Origin of the sequence: Bradyrhizobium sp. HKCCYLRH1030 (genome assembly GCF_051168395.1) — a bacterium.
GTDB lineage: Bacteria > Pseudomonadota > Alphaproteobacteria > Rhizobiales > Xanthobacteraceae > Bradyrhizobium.
Map to the genome: position 1 here is coordinate 204,965 of NZ_JBNPUY010000003.1, position 21,779 is coordinate 226,743.

Here is a 21,779-nt window from a genome sequence, read left to right on the forward strand (position 1 = left end):
TTGCGGCGGGTTTTACAGGCCGGCGAAGCTCTTGGCGACCTCTTCTTGCCAGACTGTGGACACTCCGCCATCCAGAAACAGGCTCTGCCCGTTGATGAACGAAGCGCGCGGGCTGCAGAGGAAGTCGAGGGCGTCGGCGCATTCCTCGGCCGTCCCGAGCCGGCCCAGCGGGACCAGCTTGCGGTAGGTCTCCATCAGCTTCTCGTTCTGCTCATAGAAGATGCGCGATTCGCGCTTCAGATAGGTCAGCGGCATGATCGCGTTGACGCGGATGCCGCGCCGGCCGAGCGTCGCGGCGTAATGCCGGACCATGGCGTTGAGGCCGCCCTTGACGACATGGTAGCCGACCGGCTGCGAACTGCCGACGAATTCGGCATAGACCGAGCTGACCACGCCGATGGCGCGGTCGCCATCGTCAGCGAAATGGCCGGAAAAGCCCTCGATCAGGTCGCGCGAGGCGGTCAGGCCGACCTGGATTTCCCCGGCCCAGGGATCGCCCTGGCCGCGAAAGCGCTGGCTCAGGACGAGGTAGCGGACCGGGCCGTTGGCCTCGGCGATCTCACCCCAGAGCCCGGCAAAGCTCTCGCTGCGCTCGAGATCGGCGGAAAAATGCTTCAAGCCGGGCTGATCGGGAAAATCGGCCGGGCGCTGCCGCGACACGACGCTGACGGCGCAGCCGCGCGCCAGGAAGCGTTCGACGACCACGCGGCCGAGGCCGCGGGTGCCGCCGACCACGACGGCATGGCTGGTCATGCGGCAACGCCCTGCCGTGCGGCGACACGCCGGACGAGATCGGCCTGATAGGCCTCGGCCCCGGCGGCGTCGCTGTCCTCGGGCGCGAAGTTGGCGAACACGCTGGCGCCGGGGCGGAACGGGCCGTTGGTGATCTCGTGCACGATCAGCAGGTCGCTGCGGATGATCAGGGTGTGAAAGAATGCATTCGACATGCGATAGTAGAAGGGGCGCGCACCGCCCGGCGGCCCCAATTCGACGACACGCTCGATCTGGCCGTCATCGTCGAACACCACGATATCGACCTCGCCCTCGATGATGTGGAACGCCTCGCTCTTGCCCGGGTGCTTGTGCGGACGGATGTAGGAGCTGGAATCGATCGCGATGATCATTTCATGCAGGCTGTCATCGCCGTCCGGATGGGCGTTGATGCGGGCCCGCCGCTTCGGGCTGGCCTTCACCGCGGCCTTCAGGGTGTTGATCTCGGCCGCGCCCACCGATGAAATGGGGCCCTCGGCCAGGAATACCTCGGGGGATTTCTGGACGAGCGTCATGCGTGATCCCTCATGATCGAATTGTCGAGCGCGGCGTAGATCGAGCGGAATTCCACGCCCCTGGCAGCGAGCGGCGCGAGCTTTTCACGCACCTTGCCCTCGATATGCGGCGCGATCGCAAACAGGCAGAGCCTGATCCGCTCGTCATCCAGCAGCCGCTGGGAGCCTACCACAGGTGTACGGAAGCCGGGGGGGAAAAAGCCTGTCTTGTCCGCATCATCGTCGACGGCCACCGCGATCAGGTCGGCCAAGCCGAAGGTGTTGACGAACATGATGGCGTGATGGCCGATGCCGAACAACGCGATCCGGTCGCGGTCGGGACCGGCCAGGGCCGTCAGCCTGCTGCGCAGTCGCGCGCGGGCGGGGACGAAATTGTCACGGTAGACCTGGAACAGGCTGGAAGGTCCGCGGGGCTCCACCGGAGTGGCGGGAATATCGGCCGGGGTGAGGACGGCGACCAGGGCATCTTCCAGGGCTCCCGGATAGCGAAGCAGGGCCAGAACGCGATAGCCGCTCACCTCAGCCAGGCGCCGCAGCGTGTCCTCGACGAAGTAGCAGCTATGCTCCTCCCACAGGAAGCAGTAGTCGCGCGCCGCGAGGAACTTGCTGCTGTCGGGGACTTCGATCAGCAGCAGGCCATCGGGATTTAGCAGAACCCTGAGCGCTTGCAGCGCCTGCACGGGCTCCGGCGTGTGCTCGAGGATGTAGCGGCACGATACGATGTCGAAAGTGCCAAGCTGCGCCGCTTCGGCGGCCAGCCGTTCCTCGCGGAGGCTGGCCTGCCAGGTTTCCAGATAGGGATAGCGCCCCGGAGCGCCGGCGGCGCCGAGCGCGAGGGCGCTCGCGGTGAGCCCGCGGGCCTGCAACCTGCCCAGCAGAGGCCCCTCGAACGGACCGGTGCCGAGGGCGGTGCCGGCCCGTGGCTTCAACGACAGCAGCTCTCCGACCAGGGCGTCGAGATGGCCTTCCGGCTCCCGGTAGCGGATCCATGGCACCTCGGGAACAAGCGCCTCGGGTGGCGGAAGCTCGCGGAGCTGGACGAGTTGACAAGTGTCGCACGCGACGATGTCGAGGGTTACCCGAAGCTGGACACGGTTCTCACGCGCGAACCGGTTGCAGACCGGGAGCTCACCAAGCGGGAGCGCCTGCGTGGAGATCGGCTGACCGCACAATCGGCAGCCGGATAGTGGTCCGGTGGACATGGCTCGGCTGGATCGCTCGATCAATGGGCACACTCAGGCTCGCCGCTGCGTCCAGCGCGCCGGCTGCTATGGATGTTGCCATCTGGAGGCAACCTCAATAGCAGTGTAATCGGGAACATGACAACGTAAAATGTTCGCCTGGCACAGACCCTGGAACTCGCGTCATTTGTGATGTTTCGCGCTGCTGTTGCTCTTTGAGCGCTCGCATCACTCCCTCTCGGTTCAACCGGCGAATCAGTGTCAATAACGCCAGCAGATTTTTGTTCTACCGCAGCGGGATTGCGCGACTGGGCAGTCTTCCAGCGGAGATGCTACAGACGATGCTGAGGGGCTTTGGCGGCTATTGTTCGGCCACATGAGATCTAACGTTGGTAAGAGGGGGCGCCTGCGTGAAGGATATGGTTCTCGTTTTGCGATCGATCTTGCGCACCGTCTGCGTGAGCACGGTCCTCTTCTGTGTTCTTCTTGCGGTCGGCGCAGGGTTCCTCAACGCCTTGCTTGCGGGATTTGTGGCTTTCGTATTCATCTCGCTGGGAATCGGCCGGCTCGTGCTCGAGCGGCTGGCTCTGTGGTCGACAATTCTGCTGATTGTCGACAGGGCAGGGCTGTTGCCGGTCACCGAGTGGGTTCATGGGATCATCATACTCATTGGTCGTGGGTTGGCTTGACAGCCCGATAGGCATGCGGCGTGTATTGCTGAAGCCAATTCGAGACAGGCGACAAACGGCATAGCCTTCTCCTGGTCTGCCGCAGGGCGGTCTGGATGTTCGAGAACGGGGGCTGGCCGTGAGCCGGAGATGGAGTTGGGGTAGCCGATGCAGCGCTTCAAGGAGCCGCTAGTTCTGCAGAGCCCTGTGCGCAGACGCGGATTCCTTGAGCTGTTCAACGCACTGGAAACTCTGCCAGCCGAAACGGCGCGTTGGGGAGAGCGGTCTCTGTTGGCGCCGCAGCGATGGGCGCGCATCCTGATTGTCGGCACTGCCAGGCTGCTGCGCCTGCTGCCGCCGCGGCTGGCCTTTCTGATCCTCGCCTTGTTCGAGATCGGAGAACTTCGCGACCGCCGCCTGCTGCAAAGAGCCTATCAGGTCCACTGCGCGTCTCTGCTGGCGAAGGACCCTGACCTGCGGTTTTCGGGATTGCTCAGACGGAGCTTTCCGATGCTGGCAGCGGAACTGCTGCTTCGGATCGGAGCCGATTGGGAAGCCTATGATCTGGTCCTCCGGCGTCAACTCGCAGCCCGCTCGCCGGAACTTGCGCACATGATGGTTCGCGCGCTCTTCGAGCTCGGGGAGTTCGACAAGGCCTATCGGTTGGCATCGCAGCTGGATCTGAGGGCAAGGTCGGAATCGGAGATACATCTCACCTTTCTCAAGGGCATGCTCGAGATCATGGTCGGCAACGAGGCCCGCGCGGTCGAATGCATGTCGGACGCATGCCGTGGTATTCCCGACTACATGCGTCCTCATCAGAACATGGCGTCGCGGCCGGCGCGAAACTATCATCCCAACCCTCTTGATTTCGCCTGCGGCGCCGCGGGCAGGCTGTTCGATCTCTGCAACTTCACCGGCCAGCGCGTGACTCATGTCGGCTCTGGCGACATCGGCATCGGTCTGTTCACGAGAGCGCTCGCGGCGCAGTCGGAGCTCGGCGAGGCGGCGCCAGCCATATCAGCGGAGGCCAGCCACCTGTTGCGCAGGTTGGGAATTCCATTGGAGCAATTGCGGGTCCTTCCCGAGGAATGGACGACCCAGATCGGTCACCTCGGCATGCTGGACATCCTGTTCCGAATGCGCGACCTGGGGTGGTGGTCGGGAAGACCGCTGATCGTCGTCCGTCCGAACTGCGTGGCCAACAGGGCGTTTCTTCGGCTGTTCGAAAGGTTCGCCGATGTCGTCGTGATCGGGGAAACCGTCTCTCACGCGCTCGGCGAAGAGCTGCTGTCGCTGCAGCGCTGGTACGGCATGAACTTCAATGTGTTCCGGCTGCCGAACGGCGACGTCGTGCCGTGGCAGGAAGCCGGGGCGCTTGCCATGCTGCAGTGGGAGCGGGATGGCCGCGGGCATCCCTTGCGCGACCAGTATGACCGGATCTACGAAGCGGCGCCGAAGGTGCAGGACGATTATCGGCGGATGCGCGAATCCTGGGGCATGAAGCCGGACGACTGGTACGTGTGCCTGCACACCCGTGACGGTTCCCACTATTCCGAGGTCGACGGGACCGGCCAGACCCACCGCAATGCGCCGATCGAGACCTACCTCGATGCCATCCACGCGATCACCCGCAGGGGCGGCTGGGTGATCAAGCTCGGTGGCCCAAATTCACCCGGACTTCCGCCGCTCGACCGTGCAATCGATTATGCGCAGAGCAAGTTCAGATCCGAACTGATGGACATCTGCCTCATCCGGAATGCCAAGGCCTTCATTGGCACGACTTCAGGGTTGACGAATGTCGCGATCAGCTTCGGCATTCCAAGTGCCCTCGTGAATTGCATCACCACGGATCCGCAATTGTGGAACAGCGCTGTTCGGTTTGCGCTGAAGCCGGTGCGTCTCGCCGACGGAAGGATGCTGACCCAGACGCAGCTCACCTCGTCCCCCTGGCGCTGGCGCCTGTTCGACGCCTGCGTTCTCAGCCGCAACGGAGCGCAGCCGTTGAACAACACGTCAGACGAAATCCTCGCGGTCGTCGAGGAGGTCGTCGATCTCGCTTGCGGACATGCGGCCGACACCGCCTCGCAGCAACTCTTGTCGCTCTGGAGGGAGCAGCTTGTGCCGCCTCACTATTACGGCGGCGGCACGATCAGTGCCCACTATCTCGCGAAGTACGAAAGCGCATTCTTGGTGCCTGGAGCGGCCCCGCCGAGGAGCCTTCCCGAGGTCGCCAGGGCGCGACAACGTTAGTCCGACAGCATGGCCCTACTGTTCGCGGCCGACGTCCTCAGGTGCGCGCCAGGTCCGGGCGGCATCGCTTGATGCATCGCGCTGTCCTCACGGTTCTCTCAGCAGGTCTTGAGCGTATTTCTCGAGGAAGTACCTACTCGGCCGCGAACTGCCGAAGAAGCCCGGCACCTGGACGTGACGCTCCCATTTGCCGTCCACGCCGGGGGCGGGTCCTTTCCGCCGGGGATCGGAGATTTCGAGCACCTCGCGCACGGCTTCCAGGATTTCGTCCGAGCTGCTCTCGCTCACGACGAGTTTGGCACGCGCCATGGATTCATGGGTAGGGTAAGCCCAGCGATACTCTTCCGAGGTCCATTCGCTCAGCGAAAGCATCTGGCCATCCGCCCTGTGCACGGGCTTGAGCGCGAAGCGGGTGTCCGTCGACCACAGCAGGCCGATCGAGCTCAATGCATTGACCATCGCAGTCGGGATGCCGAAGCTGCTTGCCACATAGGCGAAGCCGGAGGTCGTGCCGATGAACATGCGGGCACGGCGCATCAAGTGAATGTCCATCTCCGGAAACGCGTCGTCGCTGCGGGCGTAGTCCACCACGCGTTCCATTTGCGGGAACGGCGGCACCTTGCGACCGCCCATCCGGACAACCCATCCGCCGCATTCGGTGATGTGGCGGACGGCATCGAGATAGCTCGCGAGCGACGCGTTGCGGATGGATTCGCCGACGCCTTCGGTATCATTCCGGGTCTGGGCATCCCGCACGTGCAGGCAGACGAACCAGTCGCCGTCCGCCATGCCCCACTTGCGCCGGTAGTCCTGGTACGTCTGCTCGACGCGGTTGTCGGAAAGCAGGCGGCGGTCGTAGATGTCGCGCAGCGGAAAGCTTCGCTGCCGGCTTTCCCATTGCTTGAGCGCGAGTGAGCCCGCATCGTTCCAGTACACCGCGCGTCCGTCCTCGAAGCGGAATGCCTGGTGGGAGTCGCCGATGAACGGGGTGAGGCTGGCGAGTTCGTGCCAGACTCCGGCGGTGACGTTCTCGCCCAGGGTGAGCGTCGGACAGATCTCCGAGAACAGCGACAGGAACGGCTTGTTGGCGATCCGGTCCTTGTAGGCCAGGAGCAGCGGCTGGCCCTGCCACCACCCCATCTCGCGCATCATCAGATGAACGTTGAGATGGCCGTTATGGCCGATCAGCGCGCTCCAGTCCGGAGAGAGCAGCCTGACGTCCGACAGATCAGTGTCGAGCTTCTTGAGAAGGGCCTTGAGCTCGGGGCTGGGCGCGGGAAGATGACGGCGCAACCGCTTCTGTGTCTCCGTCAGCTTGGTGTAGACCTGCGGGACATGGAAGCCCTCGCCGCTGTGATATGTCGTCAGCAGCAGGTGGCGATAGGCGTAGAACAGGTTGATCTCCGACAACACCTTGCGCTGCGGATGATCGGCGGGAAAGCGCTCCCAGTATTGGCCGCGGTCCTCGCGTGCGGCGAGGATATCGTCGTGCCGGGGGAGACCGAGCTGAGTGACGAGGGTCTCGATCAGCTCCTTGTCGCAGAAGAAGTCGGGAACGTAGCGGTCGAGCGGGGCTTCGAACGGCTCGGGGTCGCCGTCTCGGCGCGCATCGTATTGCCGTCCTTCGAAGGACGTCTGCTCGAAACGAAAATTCCGGTGCTCCAGCATGATCTTGATCAGCTCGGCAAACCGGCGCAGGTCCTGCGGACGAAGCGCGGTCCAATTGATGGTGTGGGCCTGCGCCAGCAGCTCCATGAAGTAGCCGGATGTCAGCTTTTTCGTCAGCTTGCCGATCGCCTCCATGAACTCGTCATCGACCCGGTCCCAGTCGATTCTGGGAAACAGCTCCAGAACGCGCTTCTCCTTCTCGCACATGAGAAGGAAGAGGATCAGCTCGTTGCAGTACTGACCCGAGTGGCCGCGGGTGAGCACCCATTGCATCTCTTTTTCGATGTCGGGACCGCAGAAATAGCGGAATTGCCGGTCAAACTCGTTCCGGTGTGCATAGCGGTGGAAGACGAGCGCCACCATGAAGGCCTGTCTGAAGGTCAACAGGGCGAAGATCAGGTCCTTCAACGATTCCGCCCGTTCCTGCCCGGCTGCATTCAGAAACCAGCCGATCGCCCTCGCGGCACGGCCGGCGAGGTTCGACTTCAACGCCTGGACCCGACTGCGTTGGCGTGGCGCGGGATGCCCGGCTGGATTTGAGTGGACGGACTCGACGAACATTTCCAAGGCCCCATGACGAAAGCGAAGGTTTCACCGGCGCACTGCTTCGGCAGCACAACCGCCCGGCATTGAAACAGGCCTGCCAGCTTTCCGGACTGGACAGGGATCGCGCCCAAGCGTGGCACGAGCATAGAGCGCGCGTGGGTTGGCCGCCAGTCCAGGCGCTCGCCGCCCGTCAGGAGAGGGGGACTTGAGCGGACCACCGCCAGCGACACGCGAGGACGGCAGCTTTCCGACGGGAGGTGGCGGCTTCTTTCGCCCGATTCGGGTTGATCGGGTCGGGCCTTCACAGTAATCGTTGCCTGCTGTTTCCGAGGTTGCGCCGGAGGTGCGGTTTGCCGCTCGACACCATTTCGACCGAGGGCCGGCCCGTCGGCAGCGCTCCGGTCCACGACCTGACTCGCGCGGAACGTACATTCGGCCGATATTATCCTCTGTTGCGCCTTCTCGCGCGGCTTCCGGGCCGGCACTTTCTGCGCAATCTGGCATTCACGGTGTTGCCGTTCAGGGCGAGATTTTGGCTGACGGTACAATTCCGCCACTTCTTCCAGCATCCGGGCCTGGACCGCCACTTCGTCTTTTTCTGCGGTCCCTTCCTGGGCCGGCACCTGCCCTGGATCTTCAACAGCTCTGTTTGGGAGCGCTACCCGAACGAGGTTGCATTCTATCTTCTACTCGCGGGGTACCGGAAAGAAGCGCTGCCGCTGTTCCGCCGGTTGAGGTGGGACGGGGAGCGCCCGATCGCCGAGCTCGCCTTGCACGGAACGGGCGTCGTCGGTGACGGCTACTCGATGGATCTGCTGACGCAGATTCATTTTCTCGACTGGCAGCAGGTTGCCGAGCGGTCGCCGGCGATGCGGACCTTCGTCCGGCTGATGTTGGAGCATCGCAACTTTCAATATGAGGAACGGGCTTTTCGCGGGCGTGTCGAGTTCGATCACGTTCCGAGGGACGTCCCGGTCGAGCAATTCATTCCTTATTTCTTCCGCGACCGCGAGGTGACCGTTCGCCTGATGCAGGAACTCGGTCTCGTCGATTCGACGGGCGTCCTTCGAAAGCTGGACGCGTCCGGGCAGTACTGGGAAAGCCTTCCCAGATATCTGCCCGACCGCATGGTCTGTCTCGACATCTACCTGTTCTATGCTTATCGCGAACTCCTGCTGAGGACTTACCACAACGGGGAAGGAGACAAGGTTCCTCTCGTGTACAGCCGCGGTCTGGACACGCAGCGTCGCCTTCGCCGTCAGCTTCCGAAGCCGTCCGCCGAGCTGAAGCGCGTGCTCGACGGGGTCGGTGCCGAGCTCGGCGATGTCAGATTGCTCTCACCCGATTGGAGCGCGCTGATCGGTCACAATGGTCATCTGAACGTGCACCTGATGATGCGGAGCATGGGGTGGTGGAAGGGACAGCCGGTCCTGCTCGCCTATAAGGATCGGATCGCCAACAAGCCTTTCCTGTCGCTGTTTTCCGAGATTTGTCCGACGCTCACCCTGGGTGAGAACGTTTCCCCCGGTGTCTGGTACGAGCTCGCCAGCCTGACGCCTTTCCTCGGTGACTCGCATCAGGCCTTCCAGTTCGAGGATGGCCGGACGATGTACTGGAACGATGCAGGCGCGATGGCACTCCAGCAGTGGGAGCGCGAGGGCAAGGGTTTCCCGTTGCGCGACATCTATGACGCGCGCATGAAGGCGGACGACAGGACCGAGGTGCTGTACCAGTCGCTGCGTCGGAAATGGGGGCTCGCGCCCGGTGATTGGTTCGTGTGCCTGCATATGCGCGACGCCGAGGCGCGCGGCGAGACCCTCGGAACGGGCGAGTCGATCCGCAGTGCCACCATCGGCAACTATCTCGAGACCGTCCGCTACATCACCCAGCAGGGCGGTTGGGTGATCCGCATGGGCGGACGCAAGGCGCCGCCGCTGCCGGACATGCCGCGCGTGGTCGACTACGCGCGAAGCGAGGATCAGGTGGCGGAGATGGACATTCACCTGATGCGCCGCGCGCGCATGTTCATCGGCACGACCTCGGGCTTTGCCTATGTCGCGACCAGCTTCGGCATTCCGACCGCGATGGTGAACGCGCTGAGCTCCGTCGGCCTGTTATGGTCGAAGGATACGCGCTTCTCGCTCAAGCCCGTGCATACGCGCGAGGGGCGCATGCTGTCGTTGAGCGACGTCACCTCCGAGACATGGCGCTGGACGTTCCCGACCTATGAGACGGTCAAGGCGGCCGGCCTCACGGTCGGCGAGAGCTCCGCCGACGAGATCCTGGAGACCACCCGGGAGGTGCTGGATCTGTCGTCCGGGGCGGCGCCCGTCATTCCGCCGGTCGACGATGCCTGGGAAAAATGTGTGAACATCCAGGGATTCTTCGGCAATTCACGGCCGTCCCGCTATTTCCTGGACAAATATGCGGCGTCGCTGCTCGATCGCTCCTGAAACGAAACGGTCCGATGAACTTCGCCCAACCGAACATGTCCCTGGAAGAAGCCCGCGCCACCCCGCTCGGCTATCGCGCCGACATCGACGGCCTGCGTGCCGTCGCCGTGCTGCCGGTCCTTCTCTACCACGCGTTTCCCGCGGCCGTCCCCGGCGGCTTCTACGGCGTCGACATTTTCTTCGTCATTTCCGGTTATCTGATCACCGGAATCATCCACAAGCAGATGCTGTCGAAGACGTTCAGCATCGCCGATTTCTATGCCCGCCGGATCCGCCGCATCTTTCCTGCGCTGATCACGGTGGTGCTGGTCACCTTCCTGATCGCCTGGTTCTTCCTGCCGCCGCGCGAGCTGAAATCGCTCGGCACCAACATCGCGGGCGGCGCCGTCTTCATCCAGAACTTCATCCTGCTCGGGCAGGTCGGCTATTTCGACCTTGCCGCCGAGAAGAAGCCGCTGCTGCATCTGTGGTCGCTGGCGATCGAGGAGCAATACTACATCGTCTGGCCGCTGCTGCTGATGCTGATCGGCTCATGGCGGCGCAGGAGCCTGGCGATCACGGTCGCGCTGGCGGCGGCGTCGTTCGTCGCGTGCCTGATCGTGCAGCCGCGCGCGCCCGAATATGCGTTCTATCTGCCGGTGACGCGGGCGTGGGAGCTCTTGGTCGGCTCGGGACTGGCGCTCTGGGTCAATGGGCGCAGTGCGGAGGCTCGTCCGCTGCCGCTAATCGACGTCCCGCTCGTTCGCGAGCTCATCGCGCTGGCCGCGATGCTCGCGATCGTGGTCGCGTTCTGGCGCTACGGTCGGCTCACCCCGCATCCGGGCGTTCACACGTTGCTGCCCGTGCTGGGCGCAGCCGCCCTGATCGCGACCAGCGGCACGCTGGTGCATCGTTATGTGCTGTCCGCGACGCCGGCGGTCTTCGTCGGCCTGATCAGCTATCCGCTTTATCTCTGGCACTACCCGCTGATGGCCTATGCGCGCATCCAGTTCATCGACGCGGTGCCGGTGTGGGTCATGCTCGCGATCATCGTGGCCAGCCTGGTGCTTGCCTGGGCCACCTACCGCTTCATCGAGCGGCCGATCCGCTTCGGCCGGCGCCTAGTGCCGCTCAAGGTCGGCGGACTCGTCGGCGGCATGGTCGCGCTGGGCATCGTCGGCGTGGTCGCCGACCGCACCAATGGCCTGCCGGCGCGCATTCCCGCCGAGCTTCGCGGCTTCATGCTGGACGGCAGCGAGACGGCCCGCTTCTGGCGGGCCGACAAATGCCTGCTGAAGCCGGATCAGAGCGCGTCCGAATTCTCACCGGAATGCGCCGGCACCGGCCGCCATCCGCTCATTTTGGTCTGGGGCGACTCCTATGCCGCCTCGCTCTATCCGGGACTCGCTCATTTCGGTGCCGAGCGAGGATTCGAGGTCGCGGAATACACAGCCTCCGCCTGCCCGCCGCTGCTCGGTTTCGTCCATCCGGAACGGCGGTTCTGCAAGGGCGCGAACGACTTCGTCATCCAGAAGGTCGCCGAGCTGAAGCCGGATCTGGTCGTGTTCTATTCGACCTGGAGCTATGGTCCGGACGACCTGCGCAACGGGCTGGACAGAACGGTCACGGCATTGAAGGAGCTCAACGTCCCGAAGATCGTCCTGCTCGGGCCGCCGGCGACCTGGCTTGGCGAAAGCCTGCCGGCGAACATTCTCGACTATTATTTCCGGACGCATTCGCTGCTGCCGGCGCGCACCAAATTCCGCTCCAACGACAATTGGACGCGGGCGCTGGACGAGTTCCTCGAGGCGCAGGCGCAGCGCGTGGGCATCCAGTACATCTCGGCACGCCGCATGATGTGCAACGATGACGGCTGTCTGGCGCGGATCGGCGCGGACGGATCGGACCTGACCGCGTATGACAGCGGCCATTTGACTAACCCCGGCTCCCTCTTCATTGCCAGACAGGCGCTGGAGGCGTTGCCTGGCTTCGATAAATAGCCGCGTCGTCCGCCCCGGGGCCACCATGGATCGTCGGACAGAGCAGAGCGGTCGCGCCGGATACGAGGCCGGGAACGACGACCTCGGCCGCGCGGGAGGCCGCTATCTCGCCAGCGTGCTTGGACTGGTGGCGGCGATGCTGGGCGGTGTCAGCCTGTGGCTGGCAGCGCAGGGCGGCGACCATTTCAGCGCGATCAGCAGGGCCGGCGATCGGTCATGGTACCGCAATTTCGGCGGCGACAGCGTCACCGAGATCCAGGACCAGGATCTGTTCTACCATGGCATCGGCCGGTCGATCGACAACGCCCGCCAGGCCGACGTCATCATCCTCGGCTCATCCCTGGTGTCGTTTGCGCTCGATGAGACCGTCATGCGCGAGCGCCTGGAGCAGCCCTACGGCCTGAAGTTCTACAACATGGCGTTCGTCGGCGTTGCCAGCGGCGAGTTCGCGCGGCAGATCGCGCTGAAGTATCAGCTCCATCCGCGCCTGTGGATCTTGAACGCCGACGATGGCGGCGGCGGCGGCAACTTCTTCCACCGCAACCTGACCCGCGCGTTCGGCGCCGACGTCCGTCCGATCCCGAGCACGAAGCTCAGTCGCTACGGCGCGACCTACGAGATCATCCGGCGCAATCTGCGCTGGCGCTTCGAGGACGTGACGCGGCCATGGCGCCAGGCGCTCACCGGCCCGCGATCCGGACCGCTGCCGCGCTTCGACCGCGATGATCGCACCGGCGCGGCCGACATGAGCACGTTTCCGCGCTTTCTCGCCGACGGCAATCCGGGCGTGAAGATGACGCGCGATCCCGATTGTCACACCACGCCCGACGTGATCGCCAATGCGCGCGACCTCGTGCAATCGTTGGGCGCGCCCGTGGTCCTGACCCTCGTTCCCAATTTTCACGGCTGCCTGACCCAGGTTCGCGAGATCGCGGCTGCGATCGGCGTCGAGACGGCCTTGCCGGCGCGTACGGATTACTCGAGCTGGGATGGCGGCGGCCATCTCGACGCCAGGGGCGCGGCTGATTTCACCCGCGACCTCGTCGGCGCTCTGGAAAAGACGCAAGCGTTTCAGGGAATGCGTGAGAATGGCGATCACCGAAAGCCTTGATCATGCGGCCGCAGCGGATCGCCATGCGCGGCCGATCAGCCGGGCGCACGCGCTGCTCTATCGTCCCGACATCGACGGCCTGCGCGCGATCGCCGTCGTCGCCGTGCTCGTCTTTCATACCTTCCCGCGGCTGCTGCCCGGCGGTTTTGCCGGCGTCGACGTGTTCTTCGTGATCTCCGGCTATCTGATCACGGGCATCATCGATCGGCAGTGCGAGGACAACAGCTTCAGTTTCGCGACCTTCTACGCCCGCCGCATCCTCCGGATCTTCCCGGCTCTCATCACCGTGGTGCTGGCGACGTTCGTGATCGCCTGGTTCGTATTCCCGGTCGCCGAGATGGAAGCGCTCGGGTCCAACATCAAGGGCGCCGCCGCCTTCATCGAGAATTTCATGCTGCACGAGCAGATCGTGGGCTATTTCGATCCCGGTGCGGAGCGCCTCCCGCTGCTGCATCTGTGGTCGCTCGGCATCGAGGAGCAGTACTACATCGTCTGGCCCGCGATGTTCGTGCTGATCGCCCGATGGCCGTCATGGAAGGCGGCCATCGTGGCCGCGCTCGCGTGCGGCTCCCTGGTGGTCTGCCTGTCGACTCCCGCAAGAGAGGCGGCGTGGGCGTTCTATTCCCCGACCACGCGGGGCTGGGAGCTGCTGGCCGGCTCGCTCCTGGCGGTGTGGCTGCGCCGGCGCGCCGATCGCCCGATCGGTGCGGCCACCAGCAATGCGCTCGCGGCTGTTGGCGTGGCGGGCCTCGCCGTCGCCTTCTTCGCGTTCAGCGCCGCCTCGCCTTGGCCCGGCATTCGCACCACGGTGCCCGTGCTGGCGACCATGGCCCTGATTGCGGCCGGCGGTACGCTGGTTCAGCGGGTGTTGGCGTGGCCCGCGCTGGTGTTCGTCGGCCTGATCAGCTACCCGCTCTATCTCTGGCACTTTCCGCTGATCGCCTTCACCAAGCTGCAGTTCGGCGGCGCGGCTCCGGCGTGGATCCTGCTCGCGGTGCTCGGGCTGAGCGCCGTGCTGGCCTTCCTCACCTATCGCTTCATCGAGCTGCCGATCAGGTTCGGAGCCGCGCCCGTCGCGTGGCGGGCGGGGTCTTTGCTGGCCGCGATGGCGGCGATGATCCCGATCGGCGTCGCGGCGACGAGCACGCGCGGCCTGCCGGTCCGATTCGCGCCGGAGATCAGGGGCTTCATGCTCTCGGGCTCCGAGACCTCCTCGCACTGGCGCCGCGGCCGCTGCCTGCTGCTGCTGCAACCAGCCTCCGCGTTCGGCGCCGACTGCGCCGGGCAGGGGCGCCGGCCGCTGCTGCTGATCTGGGGCGATTCCTACGGCGCGGCGCTCTATCCAGGGCTGCTGCATCTGTCGACGGAGCGCGGCTATGACGTCGCGCAATATACGGCCTCTGCCTGCCCGCCGCTGATCGGCTACACGTTGGAGGCCCGGCCGTTCTGCAAGAGCATCAACGACGACGTCGTGTTGCGGATCGGCCGTCTCCGGCCGGACGTCGTCATCCTCGACGCGACCTGGGGCCACGCCGAGTCCGTGCTGCGCGAGGATCTGCCGCGCACGGTCGCGCTGCTCAGGGCCAACGGGATTGCGAAGATCGTGCTGATGGGACCGCCGCCGAGCTGGCAGGGCGTCGGCCTGTCGCACAACGTGCTCGACTACTACCGGCAGACCGGAACCGTGTTGCCGGAGCGGACCGTGTTCCGCTCCAACGACGAATGGACGCGCGGCCGCGACGCACTGTTTCGCGAGCTGACCCGTCAGCTCGGCATCGACTACATCTCCGTGCGTGACGTGTTCTGCAACGACGAAGGCTGCCTCAGCCGGATCGGCCCGGGCGGCTCGCAATTGACGGCATTCGATCCCGGGCACCTCACGGTGCCCGGGGCCATCTTCCTGGCGCGCCACACCATCGACAGCCTGCTCGGCCCGGCCCAGCGGCCGCCGCCGTGAGCAGCGTCAGGTCGGATCGGCCGGGATGCCGCGATAGGCGTGGATGATGAAGCGAGTGCCGCCGACCGAATAGTCGCCGCCGTTGGAGGCCTCGATCGCGAACATCTCGACCAGCTCCTTCCAGGCCTGCCGTTCGCCCGTGGTCGGAATGGCACGATTGGCGTTCCAGTCGTCGAAGCAGATGACGGCGCCGGTCGAGATCATGCCGCGCTCGAACAGCGGGACGAGCGCATCCATGGTCGACTGGTAGAGGTCGCCGTCGAAATGGATCATCGCAAACCGCGTCTCGGGCGGCAGCGTCTTCACGGTGTCGGCGAACCAGCCTTCGTAGAGTTGAAAACGGTGCGGCGGAATGATCTTGCCGATCAGCGCGCTCAACTGCGGCGCGGCCAGCACCTTGCAGCCGCCCTTGGCCCACGCGCCGGAGATGACGTGCGGCGCGGCTTGGTCGACCGGCGAGGTGATCTCGGGAAGGCCCTCGAAGCTGTCGAACAGGCGTAGAATACGGAACGGGTTTTCCCCGGACGCGCTCTTGCCGAGCGGCTGGCGCTGCAGGTCGAACACCATCGACGTGGCGATTGCGCGGGCGCTGAAGCCGCCCATCGTGCCGAACTCGGCGATGTCGCCGTTCACGTGGGCGCTGTTGATGTACTGGACGCACAGCGTGAGCGTCTTGGCGATCTCCTGTGCCGGCAGGATCAGCACGTCGGCATAGCTGTAATACGCGCCGGGCGAGGGAAGCTGCCGCGCGCTGTATTTCTCCAGTGCGATGTCCTGGATGATGCGTCCGTCATCGACCGTGTCGGCGGACGGGGCTGCGATTGCGACGGCCGGAGGCCTGTCCTGCACGCTGGCGCTGCTGCTGCCGTTTCCATAGGGCCAGGGCAGCGGCGGCTGGAACAGGATCGCCCGTTTGACCGAGCGCATCCAATACAGCACGTCCGGCGGCAGCGAGGTGGCGAGCGCATTCTTCAACGGTTGCAGCATTCAAATCTCCAACGCGGCGCTGTTCGATGACCGCAAAACGACCTTGAGGGATGGCGCAGACATGATGCTGCGCCGAAGAGGGGTGTTCGCCTGGCAACGCCCAACAGGCGGCGTCACGCCGAGACGGGATTCCGCGCTCGGTAACGGCTCCGCATGCACCGGCCGCAACGGGATGAACATCCGAAATCTCCGAGCGATCCCGCTCATGGCCACCCAGAGGTCGACATCGGCGGTGAGCGCGCCGTCGCGCGCTAGCCCACCTGCTGCCTCCTGGCTTAGCCGTCCTCCATTCCTGGTGCAAGCGGGCGGCCATGCGTCAATAGAGGCTGGCAGCCCGGCGTCCGTCGGCCAGCGCGTCGTGGACGTCTGCGGTCCGCTCCTTCGGCAGCTTGACGAAGAACGGGTCCGCCGGCCAGTGGTTCATGCCGGCGACCATGATCGTCATCTCCTCGTCGGGCATGCGCGGCATGAATACCAGATCGATCGCGGAGCGTGTCTTGTGCGACGGCGGGCTGCCGCGATGCATGAGGCGGGTTGCGTCGAACACCAGCAGATCACCGGTCTTGCCCAGAACCGTGTGCTCCCGGTAATTGGCGTCGCGATACTGGAACGGACCGGTCTGCTCGTCGACATCGCAGAGATAGAGCACGCCGCGAATGACGCCGGCGGGACAGTGGTCGCTGTGCCATTCCTGGGGGCCGACGCCCTCGGTCACATGCGGCTTCGAGCGCACCAGCCGGACATTGGCGACCTTGGCCGGGCAGCCGAGCACACCGCGGAAGAAGGAATCGAAATCGCCGCCGCTGAACAGCGCGTGCAGATAGTCGACGAGGGCGGCCGACGGCATCCCGGTCTGCAGATCCTGCGTGTAGGAGGCGACGCTGTTGCCGGCCCAGTCCCACGCCGAGTGGCGATTGCTGACGTCGCGATCGAAGCTCTCGGTTTCCCGGAACATGGTCGCCTTTTCCGGATTCGTGCTGATCACCGTGACGCCGTTCTGCTGGAACGCGACGATCTTGTCGGCGAGCTGGCTCGGCGTCTTGTGCGGATCGAACTTCGGCGCATGGGCCGTGCACAGCGGCGGGGCGCTGTTCGCGGCCGGGAGCAGCGTCAGCCGGCGCGGCTGCGCCGTGCCGTTCTTGTCTGCGGGGGCTGCGTCAGGACTGAGATGTCCATTCAGGCGGTCGAGCGTGTCGGCCCGCACCAGGCGGTAGCCGAGAGCGCCGAGCGCCTGGTTGACGCCGCCCTTGAGCCGCTGCTTGGCGGTGCTGATCATCGATCCCAAGGCCATGCTGTCCTCATGCTGCGTTCGGCTTGGTCGGCTGGAACGGGTCCAGGCCGCACGCCATTCGATAATACAGTTCGTATCGCGGATGATTGGCGACGAGGCCGCGGCTGTCGATCGCGTGATCGATCAGCGCCTCGAGCAGGAGACGGGCGCCCTTCGGCGGCAGATGCACCCCGTCGAAATCGAACTCCGGACGCAACAGATCGCCGTCCGTCAGGTCTGGCCAGCGGTCGATCATGAACAGGTTCACCGAACGCACCTTCTGCGCCAGCTTCCAGTTGAACGCCTGGACCAGCTTGGTGCGCACCGACACCGGGCAGTCGTAGTTCTGCAGTTCGCGGATGCGCGCTTCCTGCCGGGTCGGAGGAACCACGCTCTGCACGTAGACGCGCTTGAAGCCGGCTTTGACCAGCTGGTCGAGCCCGGCGACGAACGGCCCGAGCCGGGCCTCGATCGCCTCGTCGATGAGATCCCACGGCACCAGCGGCTTGTCGAGCAGAGGCAGCGTCGTGGCGAACGGCGGAACGAAGTCGTGGGTGTCCTTGAGGAGTTGCAGGAGCGGACCGCGAACGTCGATCTCGCCGACGGTGATCATGATCAGCGGCGGCCGCACGGCCTGGCCGACCGCCTTGGCAATGGCGAAATCGACCTCGTCCATCGACAGATGCGTCGCGCGTCCGTTCCGGATCAGGCCTTCGTATTCGAGGAAGGCGATGAAGTCGGGATGAAACTCGCCGGTGGCGGGATCGTAGAACTCCCGCGCCGTGGCGCCGGGGATGTACTTGGTGCGGGCCATCACCCAGGCGCCGGTCCAGCGCTCGCGGAACACCATGTTCCGATACGGCAGGGAATGGCTGTCGCCGACGATATAGACCGGCAGAACCGCTTCGAGCTCGGTGTCCACGCTGATACTTCCCCTCACATCACAGGCTCGGCCGCAGCCGCCGCTCGTCCTCAGTGTTTACGGCTCGCGGCCAGTGCGCGGTAGAACTCGTCCTCGTCGCAGATGATCTGCGGCGCGGTCGGAGGAGCCGCCGGTTGCGTTCGTTCGTCATCACGTGCGGATCGCACCTCTGCGCCAGCGTCCTCGCCGGTGAACTGCGCGAAGAACAGCTTCATCGCGCGCGCGACGCCCTCGGACGTGACCGAGCGCGCATCGTCGGCGAAATACGCTCCCGCGTTCTTCGCATTGGTGATGATCTCGTAGGATGCGAAGTAATGCACGTTGTCGTAGCGCCGGACCATCTCCTCCGCGGCGACGCGCAGCACGCTCTTGGAATAGGTCGTGGCCTGCAGCACGTGGCGCGGCTCCATGGTGGCCGCAAGCGGGACCGGCGAGACCGTCAGGATGATCTGCAGGCGCGGATTGGCTGCCGACATCAGGTTGATCGCCTCGGCAAGATAGCCGGTGGTCTCCATGACCGAGAGATTGTGGAACGCGTATTTTGCATCGTCGAAGTCGCCGGCGCTGCCGCACCCCGGACAGGTCGGATACACCGTGCCGTCGAGCTTGGACACCCAGCTCTCGGTCAGACCGAGCGTGAAGATGAAGATGTCGGTGGTTTCGAAGAGCCGCCGCACCGCCTGCAAATGCTGCTTCAGATCGACTTCGGCCTCGACCATCGAGACGTAGCCGCGCGGCGTGATGCGGGGGCGCAGCAGATCGAACACCCAGCCGTCGCTGTTTGTCCAGAACTGATCGGCTGGCCGGAAAGCTCCGAAGGCGCGTTGCAGCAACTGCAGAAGCTGCAAGGTGCTGTAGATGTTGCCGTAGCGCGCGGAGAACGCGCCATAGCCGAAGCGCTCCTCCTGCTCGGGCGTGAGATGCGGCGGTGCGGGCTCGGTGACATGGTAATTGTAGCCCCGCTCCTTCAGGGCGCGCGAGATGTGCTGCGCGAAGCAACTGCCGGCCGAGGCGACGCGCTGATCTGGACCGAAGCGGAGCCGCGCGGTCAGATGAGGATCGAGATCGGATGGGCTGCGCTCGGCAACGGCCTGCCGCCAGAAGCTGCTCGTGGGCAGCGTGGTGTAGGGACAACTCATGCACTCACCCTCTGACCGCATGGGGCCGCGACGCAATGAAAGCGAAGCGCATGCTGCTCAAGCCCTCGGCTTCATTCCGAGATAGGAATGAATGATGAACTTGGTACCCTGGATCGAGTAGTCGCCGGAATGGCTGGCGACGATATTGAAGCGGCTGACGAGGTCGGCCCAGGCCTTGCGCTCGCCGGCCTCGGGGTCGGCCTCGTTGCAGTTCCAGTCGTCGAAGCAGAGCACGGCGCCCTTCGAGATGAAGCCGCGTTCGAAGCACGGCACCAGCGCGTCCATGGTTGACGAATACAGGTCGCCGTCGAAATGGATCAGCGCAAAGCGCGTGTCGTCCGGGAGCAGCTTCACCGTGTCGGCGAACCAGCCCTCATAGATCTCGACCCGGCTGGGCGGGATGATGGCCTCGACCATGGTCCGCAGATCCGCGGCGCTGAGAATCCGGCAGCCGCCCTTCGACCAGGTGCCCGATTTCACGTGCTGCGACTCGAGGTCGACCTGCGCCGTGATTTCCGGCAGGCCCTCGAAGCTGTCGAACAGGCGCAGTTTGCGCAGCGGCTGGTTCGGCTGATAGCGCGGGTCGAACACCATCGCGTTCGCCAGGGTGCGTGCGGTGAAACCGCCCATGGTGCCGAATTCGGCGATATCGCCTTTGACGTCGGCGCTGTTGATGTACATCACGCTCAAGGTCAGCGTGCGCGCGATCTCCTTGGCGGGGAGGATCAGGACGTCGTCGATGTCGAAGAACAGGTACGGTGCGCTGATCTTGTGGGCGTCGAGCCGTTCCAGGGCTTCGGTCTGCCGCGTCCGCGGCTCCGACACCGCTTCGACGACCGGCGCGGGGGCCGGTTGAGGCTCGGGCTGGGGCTCTGGCTCCGGAGCAGCCTGCGGCCGTTCCGGGGGCGGCTGCCCCATCAGCGCGCGCTTGATCGAGCGCAGCTTGAACAGCGTCTGGGGGGGCAGGCCTTCGGCAATCGCCACCTTCAATGACTTCGTCATGACAGCCCCGTTCCCCGCCGTTCGCGATGTCCGCCGCCAATTTATAGATACATTTTGCAAAGATCGCAAAAGCGGCATGCGGGCTCTGCACTCGTTTTGCGTGGGTGTCGGCCGGCGAGGCGCCGCTGATGGTCGAACCGGTCCTGCGTGCGCGTCAAAGACGAATTGGTCCGCATCTTCAGGTGCATCACCCCTGTCCAGTCCTGCCGGGAAAAATATTCTTCTTTCGTTTTATCGGAAAATATGGTTCTCTCGCGTCATCCCGCCTCATGCAGAGGGACGTACGCGTCGTCACGATACGTGGAGGTGTGCTGCGATGGACGTGACGGCTGCGCCAGACGAGCGCAATCGGCGCGGACGGCGAAGTCGTGTGGTCCTGGCCTCTCGACGCTGAGGTCTGCGCAACGCGCCAAAGGCGCGTTGTCGCAAAATGGGGGCAAGAACGCCGATCCCCAGGGAGAGCACGAAGGACACCGTTAAAACCAGTCGCGCGGGGAAGGCCGGGATGTCCCAGCCGAACCTGTGGTACCTGCCGCCTGCACTTCTTTCTGCAGGCGGGCCATGGGGGCGGCAGGCTCCCGGCCTTCCCCGCGCCCTCTCGTTCGAGAGAGCGATCGTCGACTGATAGCTCGGATGCCAATGCGTCGCGAGAGCGCCTGTCGACGCTCTCAGCTCACACTCATTCGAAGAAGATGAATTCGTGGTCGCCGGTGTAGCCGGAGCGCTTGAATTCGAAGGCCCATTCCTCGGGGGTGTGGAAGATGCGGCAGGTGAGCTGCCAGTACATCAGGTTCACCTTCTCGCGCTCGTTGCGGTAGCCCTCGACGCAGAGATACTTGGCGCCGCGGCTGACGCGCTCCATCTCGCGCAGGGCGGCATCGAGATCGTAGTTGTAGAGGTTGTGCAGCGTGTTGATCGAGATGACCAGATCGAAGTGCTTGTCGGGGTAGGGCAGCTTGGCCGCGGTGCCGACCTGGCAGAACGGCTTCACGCTCTCCATCGTGTGCTCGATGCCGTAGGAGGAGACGTCGATGCCGGCGACCTCGAGATCCGGGATGGCTTCGCGGAAATCGTGCAGGATGAAGCCCTTGCCGGAACCGACGTCGAGCACGCGCATGCCGGGCTTGATGCCGTAGGTCGCGATCATCGCATCGGCGACCTTGCGCCAGCGGCCGTCATATTTGTAGCCGCCATAGCCGGTCTCGCGGCTGCCGTCCCAGTAGTCGTAGTCGTACTTGATCGCCATCTCCGCGACATCGGCCTTGTCGCGCTGGGTAACGCGCGCGAGATAGTCGCGCTTGGTCGATTTGTGGACGAGACTGACGAACTCGCGATAGGCCATGAAGATCTCCGGGCG

General features: G+C 64.6%; 16 protein-coding genes. 6 read left to right on the forward strand and 10 right to left on the reverse strand.

The genetic code is table 11. The annotated features are described in order from the left end of the window. Positions 1–12: 12 nt before the first annotated feature. The 3 genes from ACQR1E_RS11175 to ACQR1E_RS11185 are packed head-to-tail and all read right to left on the reverse strand — an operon-like array spanning position 13 to position 2,488. The gene (locus ACQR1E_RS11175) at positions 13–753 is read right to left on the reverse strand and encodes an SDR family NAD(P)-dependent oxidoreductase (protein WP_315712830.1); all 741 of its coding nucleotides are present in this window, start codon (positions 751–753) and stop codon (positions 13–15) included. Beyond that, positions 750–1,286: a WbuC family cupin fold metalloprotein gene (locus ACQR1E_RS11180; protein WP_315712828.1), complete on the reverse strand. Its 537-nt coding sequence runs from the start codon at positions 1,284–1,286 to the stop codon at positions 750–752. The genes ACQR1E_RS11175 and ACQR1E_RS11180 overlap by 4 nt, the downstream gene beginning before the upstream one ends. Then, positions 1,283–2,488 carry a class I SAM-dependent methyltransferase gene (locus ACQR1E_RS11185; RefSeq protein WP_434897038.1) on the reverse strand — a complete coding sequence of 402 codons (1,206 nt, stop codon included), beginning with the start codon at positions 2,486–2,488 and terminating at the stop codon, positions 1,283–1,285. The genes ACQR1E_RS11180 and ACQR1E_RS11185 overlap by 4 nt, the downstream gene beginning before the upstream one ends. 398 nt (positions 2,489–2,886) lie before the next feature. On the opposite strand from ACQR1E_RS11185, the gene ACQR1E_RS11190 reads away from it, so the two are divergent. Further along, positions 2,887–3,156 carry a hypothetical protein gene (locus ACQR1E_RS11190; RefSeq protein ID WP_316169864.1) on the forward strand — a complete coding sequence of 90 codons (270 nt, stop codon included), beginning with the start codon at positions 2,887–2,889 and terminating at the stop codon, positions 3,154–3,156. A gap of 147 nt (positions 3,157–3,303) precedes the next feature. Continuing rightward, positions 3,304–5,388, forward strand: coding sequence for a TIGR04372 family glycosyltransferase (locus ACQR1E_RS11195; protein ID WP_434840827.1), 2,085 nt, complete (start codon positions 3,304–3,306; stop codon positions 5,386–5,388). A gap of 87 nt (positions 5,389–5,475) precedes the next feature. Here ACQR1E_RS11195 and ACQR1E_RS11200 read toward each other — a convergent pair whose 3' ends face one another. Then, positions 5,476–7,545, reverse strand: coding sequence for a TIGR04372 family glycosyltransferase (locus tag ACQR1E_RS11200; RefSeq protein WP_316169689.1), 2,070 nt, complete (start codon positions 7,543–7,545; stop codon positions 5,476–5,478). 509 nt (positions 7,546–8,054) lie between these two features. On the opposite strand from ACQR1E_RS11200, the gene ACQR1E_RS11205 reads away from it, so the two are divergent. The 4 genes from ACQR1E_RS11205 to ACQR1E_RS11220 are packed head-to-tail and all read left to right on the forward strand — an operon-like array spanning position 8,055 to position 15,102. Beyond that, positions 8,055–10,055 (forward strand): TIGR04372 family glycosyltransferase, encoded by a 2,001-nt coding sequence (locus ACQR1E_RS11205; protein WP_434897039.1) that lies wholly within the window; start codon positions 8,055–8,057, stop codon positions 10,053–10,055. Between the two features lie 14 nt (positions 10,056–10,069). After that, positions 10,070–12,034 carry an acyltransferase family protein gene (locus ACQR1E_RS11210; RefSeq protein ID WP_434897040.1) on the forward strand — a complete coding sequence of 655 codons (1,965 nt, stop codon included), beginning with the start codon at positions 10,070–10,072 and terminating at the stop codon, positions 12,032–12,034. 25 nt (positions 12,035–12,059) lie between these two features. Beyond that, on the forward strand, positions 12,060–13,145 hold the full coding sequence (locus tag ACQR1E_RS11215) for a hypothetical protein (protein ID WP_434897041.1): 1,086 nt from the start codon (positions 12,060–12,062) through the stop codon (positions 13,143–13,145). After that, a complete protein-coding gene (locus ACQR1E_RS11220; protein WP_434897042.1) occupies positions 13,123–15,102 on the forward strand; it encodes an acyltransferase family protein in 1,980 nt (659 codons plus the stop codon). The genes ACQR1E_RS11215 and ACQR1E_RS11220 overlap by 23 nt, the downstream gene beginning before the upstream one ends. Positions 15,103–15,108: 6 nt before the next feature. Here the strand turns inward: ACQR1E_RS11220 and ACQR1E_RS11225 are convergent, their stop codons facing one another. From ACQR1E_RS11225 to ACQR1E_RS11250, 6 genes are all read right to left on the reverse strand, one after another. Beyond that, positions 15,109–16,089: a TylF/MycF/NovP-related O-methyltransferase gene (locus tag ACQR1E_RS11225; RefSeq protein WP_434897043.1), complete on the reverse strand. Its 981-nt coding sequence runs from the start codon at positions 16,087–16,089 to the stop codon at positions 15,109–15,111. A 316-nt stretch (positions 16,090–16,405) separates the two neighbouring features. Continuing rightward, on the reverse strand, positions 16,406–17,380 hold the full coding sequence (locus tag ACQR1E_RS11230) for a hypothetical protein (RefSeq protein ID WP_315753236.1): 975 nt from the start codon (positions 17,378–17,380) through the stop codon (positions 16,406–16,408). A gap of 7 nt (positions 17,381–17,387) precedes the next feature. Next, positions 17,388–18,281 carry a hypothetical protein gene (locus tag ACQR1E_RS11235; RefSeq protein ID WP_316225676.1) on the reverse strand — a complete coding sequence of 298 codons (894 nt, stop codon included), beginning with the start codon at positions 18,279–18,281 and terminating at the stop codon, positions 17,388–17,390. Positions 18,282–18,331: 50 nt separating this feature from the next. Further along, positions 18,332–19,420, reverse strand: a complete 1,089-nt coding sequence (locus tag ACQR1E_RS11240) for a GSCFA domain-containing protein (protein WP_316225677.1) — start codon at positions 19,418–19,420, stop codon at positions 18,332–18,334. 57 nt (positions 19,421–19,477) lie between these two features. Continuing rightward, positions 19,478–20,422, reverse strand: a complete 945-nt coding sequence (locus ACQR1E_RS11245; protein ID WP_315712808.1) for a TylF/MycF/NovP-related O-methyltransferase — start codon at positions 20,420–20,422, stop codon at positions 19,478–19,480. Between the two features lie 679 nt (positions 20,423–21,101). Next, positions 21,102–21,764: a class I SAM-dependent methyltransferase gene (locus tag ACQR1E_RS11250; protein ID WP_315712807.1), complete on the reverse strand. Its 663-nt coding sequence runs from the start codon at positions 21,762–21,764 to the stop codon at positions 21,102–21,104. Positions 21,765–21,779: the final 15 nt, after the last annotated feature.

Coding starts and splice junctions, on each gene's coding strand:
- ACQR1E_RS11225 (WP_434897043.1), bottom strand. CDS start 16,089: ATGCTGCAACCGTTGAAGAATGCGCTCGCCACCTCGCTGCCGCCGGAC.
- ACQR1E_RS11210 (WP_434897040.1), top strand. CDS start 10,070: ATGAACTTCGCCCAACCGAACATGTCCCTGGAAGAAGCCCGCGCCACC.
- ACQR1E_RS11185 (WP_434897038.1), bottom strand. CDS start 2,488: ATGTCCACCGGACCACTATCCGGCTGCCGATTGTGCGGTCAGCCGATC.
- ACQR1E_RS11220 (WP_434897042.1), top strand. CDS start 13,123: ATGGCGATCACCGAAAGCCTTGATCATGCGGCCGCAGCGGATCGCCAT.
- ACQR1E_RS11215 (WP_434897041.1), top strand. CDS start 12,060: ATGGATCGTCGGACAGAGCAGAGCGGTCGCGCCGGATACGAGGCCGGG.
- ACQR1E_RS11175 (WP_315712830.1), bottom strand. CDS start 753: ATGACCAGCCATGCCGTCGTGGTCGGCGGCACCCGCGGCCTCGGCCGC.
- ACQR1E_RS11250 (WP_315712807.1), bottom strand. CDS start 21,764: ATGGCCTATCGCGAGTTCGTCAGTCTCGTCCACAAATCGACCAAGCGC.
- ACQR1E_RS11190 (WP_316169864.1), top strand. CDS start 2,887: ATGGTTCTCGTTTTGCGATCGATCTTGCGCACCGTCTGCGTGAGCACG.
- ACQR1E_RS11245 (WP_315712808.1), bottom strand. CDS start 20,422: ATGACGAAGTCATTGAAGGTGGCGATTGCCGAAGGCCTGCCCCCCCAG.
- ACQR1E_RS11230 (WP_315753236.1), bottom strand. CDS start 17,380: ATGGCCTTGGGATCGATGATCAGCACCGCCAAGCAGCGGCTCAAGGGC.
- ACQR1E_RS11240 (WP_316225677.1), bottom strand. CDS start 19,420: ATGAGTTGTCCCTACACCACGCTGCCCACGAGCAGCTTCTGGCGGCAG.
- ACQR1E_RS11195 (WP_434840827.1), top strand. CDS start 3,304: ATGCAGCGCTTCAAGGAGCCGCTAGTTCTGCAGAGCCCTGTGCGCAGA.
- ACQR1E_RS11180 (WP_315712828.1), bottom strand. CDS start 1,286: ATGACGCTCGTCCAGAAATCCCCCGAGGTATTCCTGGCCGAGGGCCCC.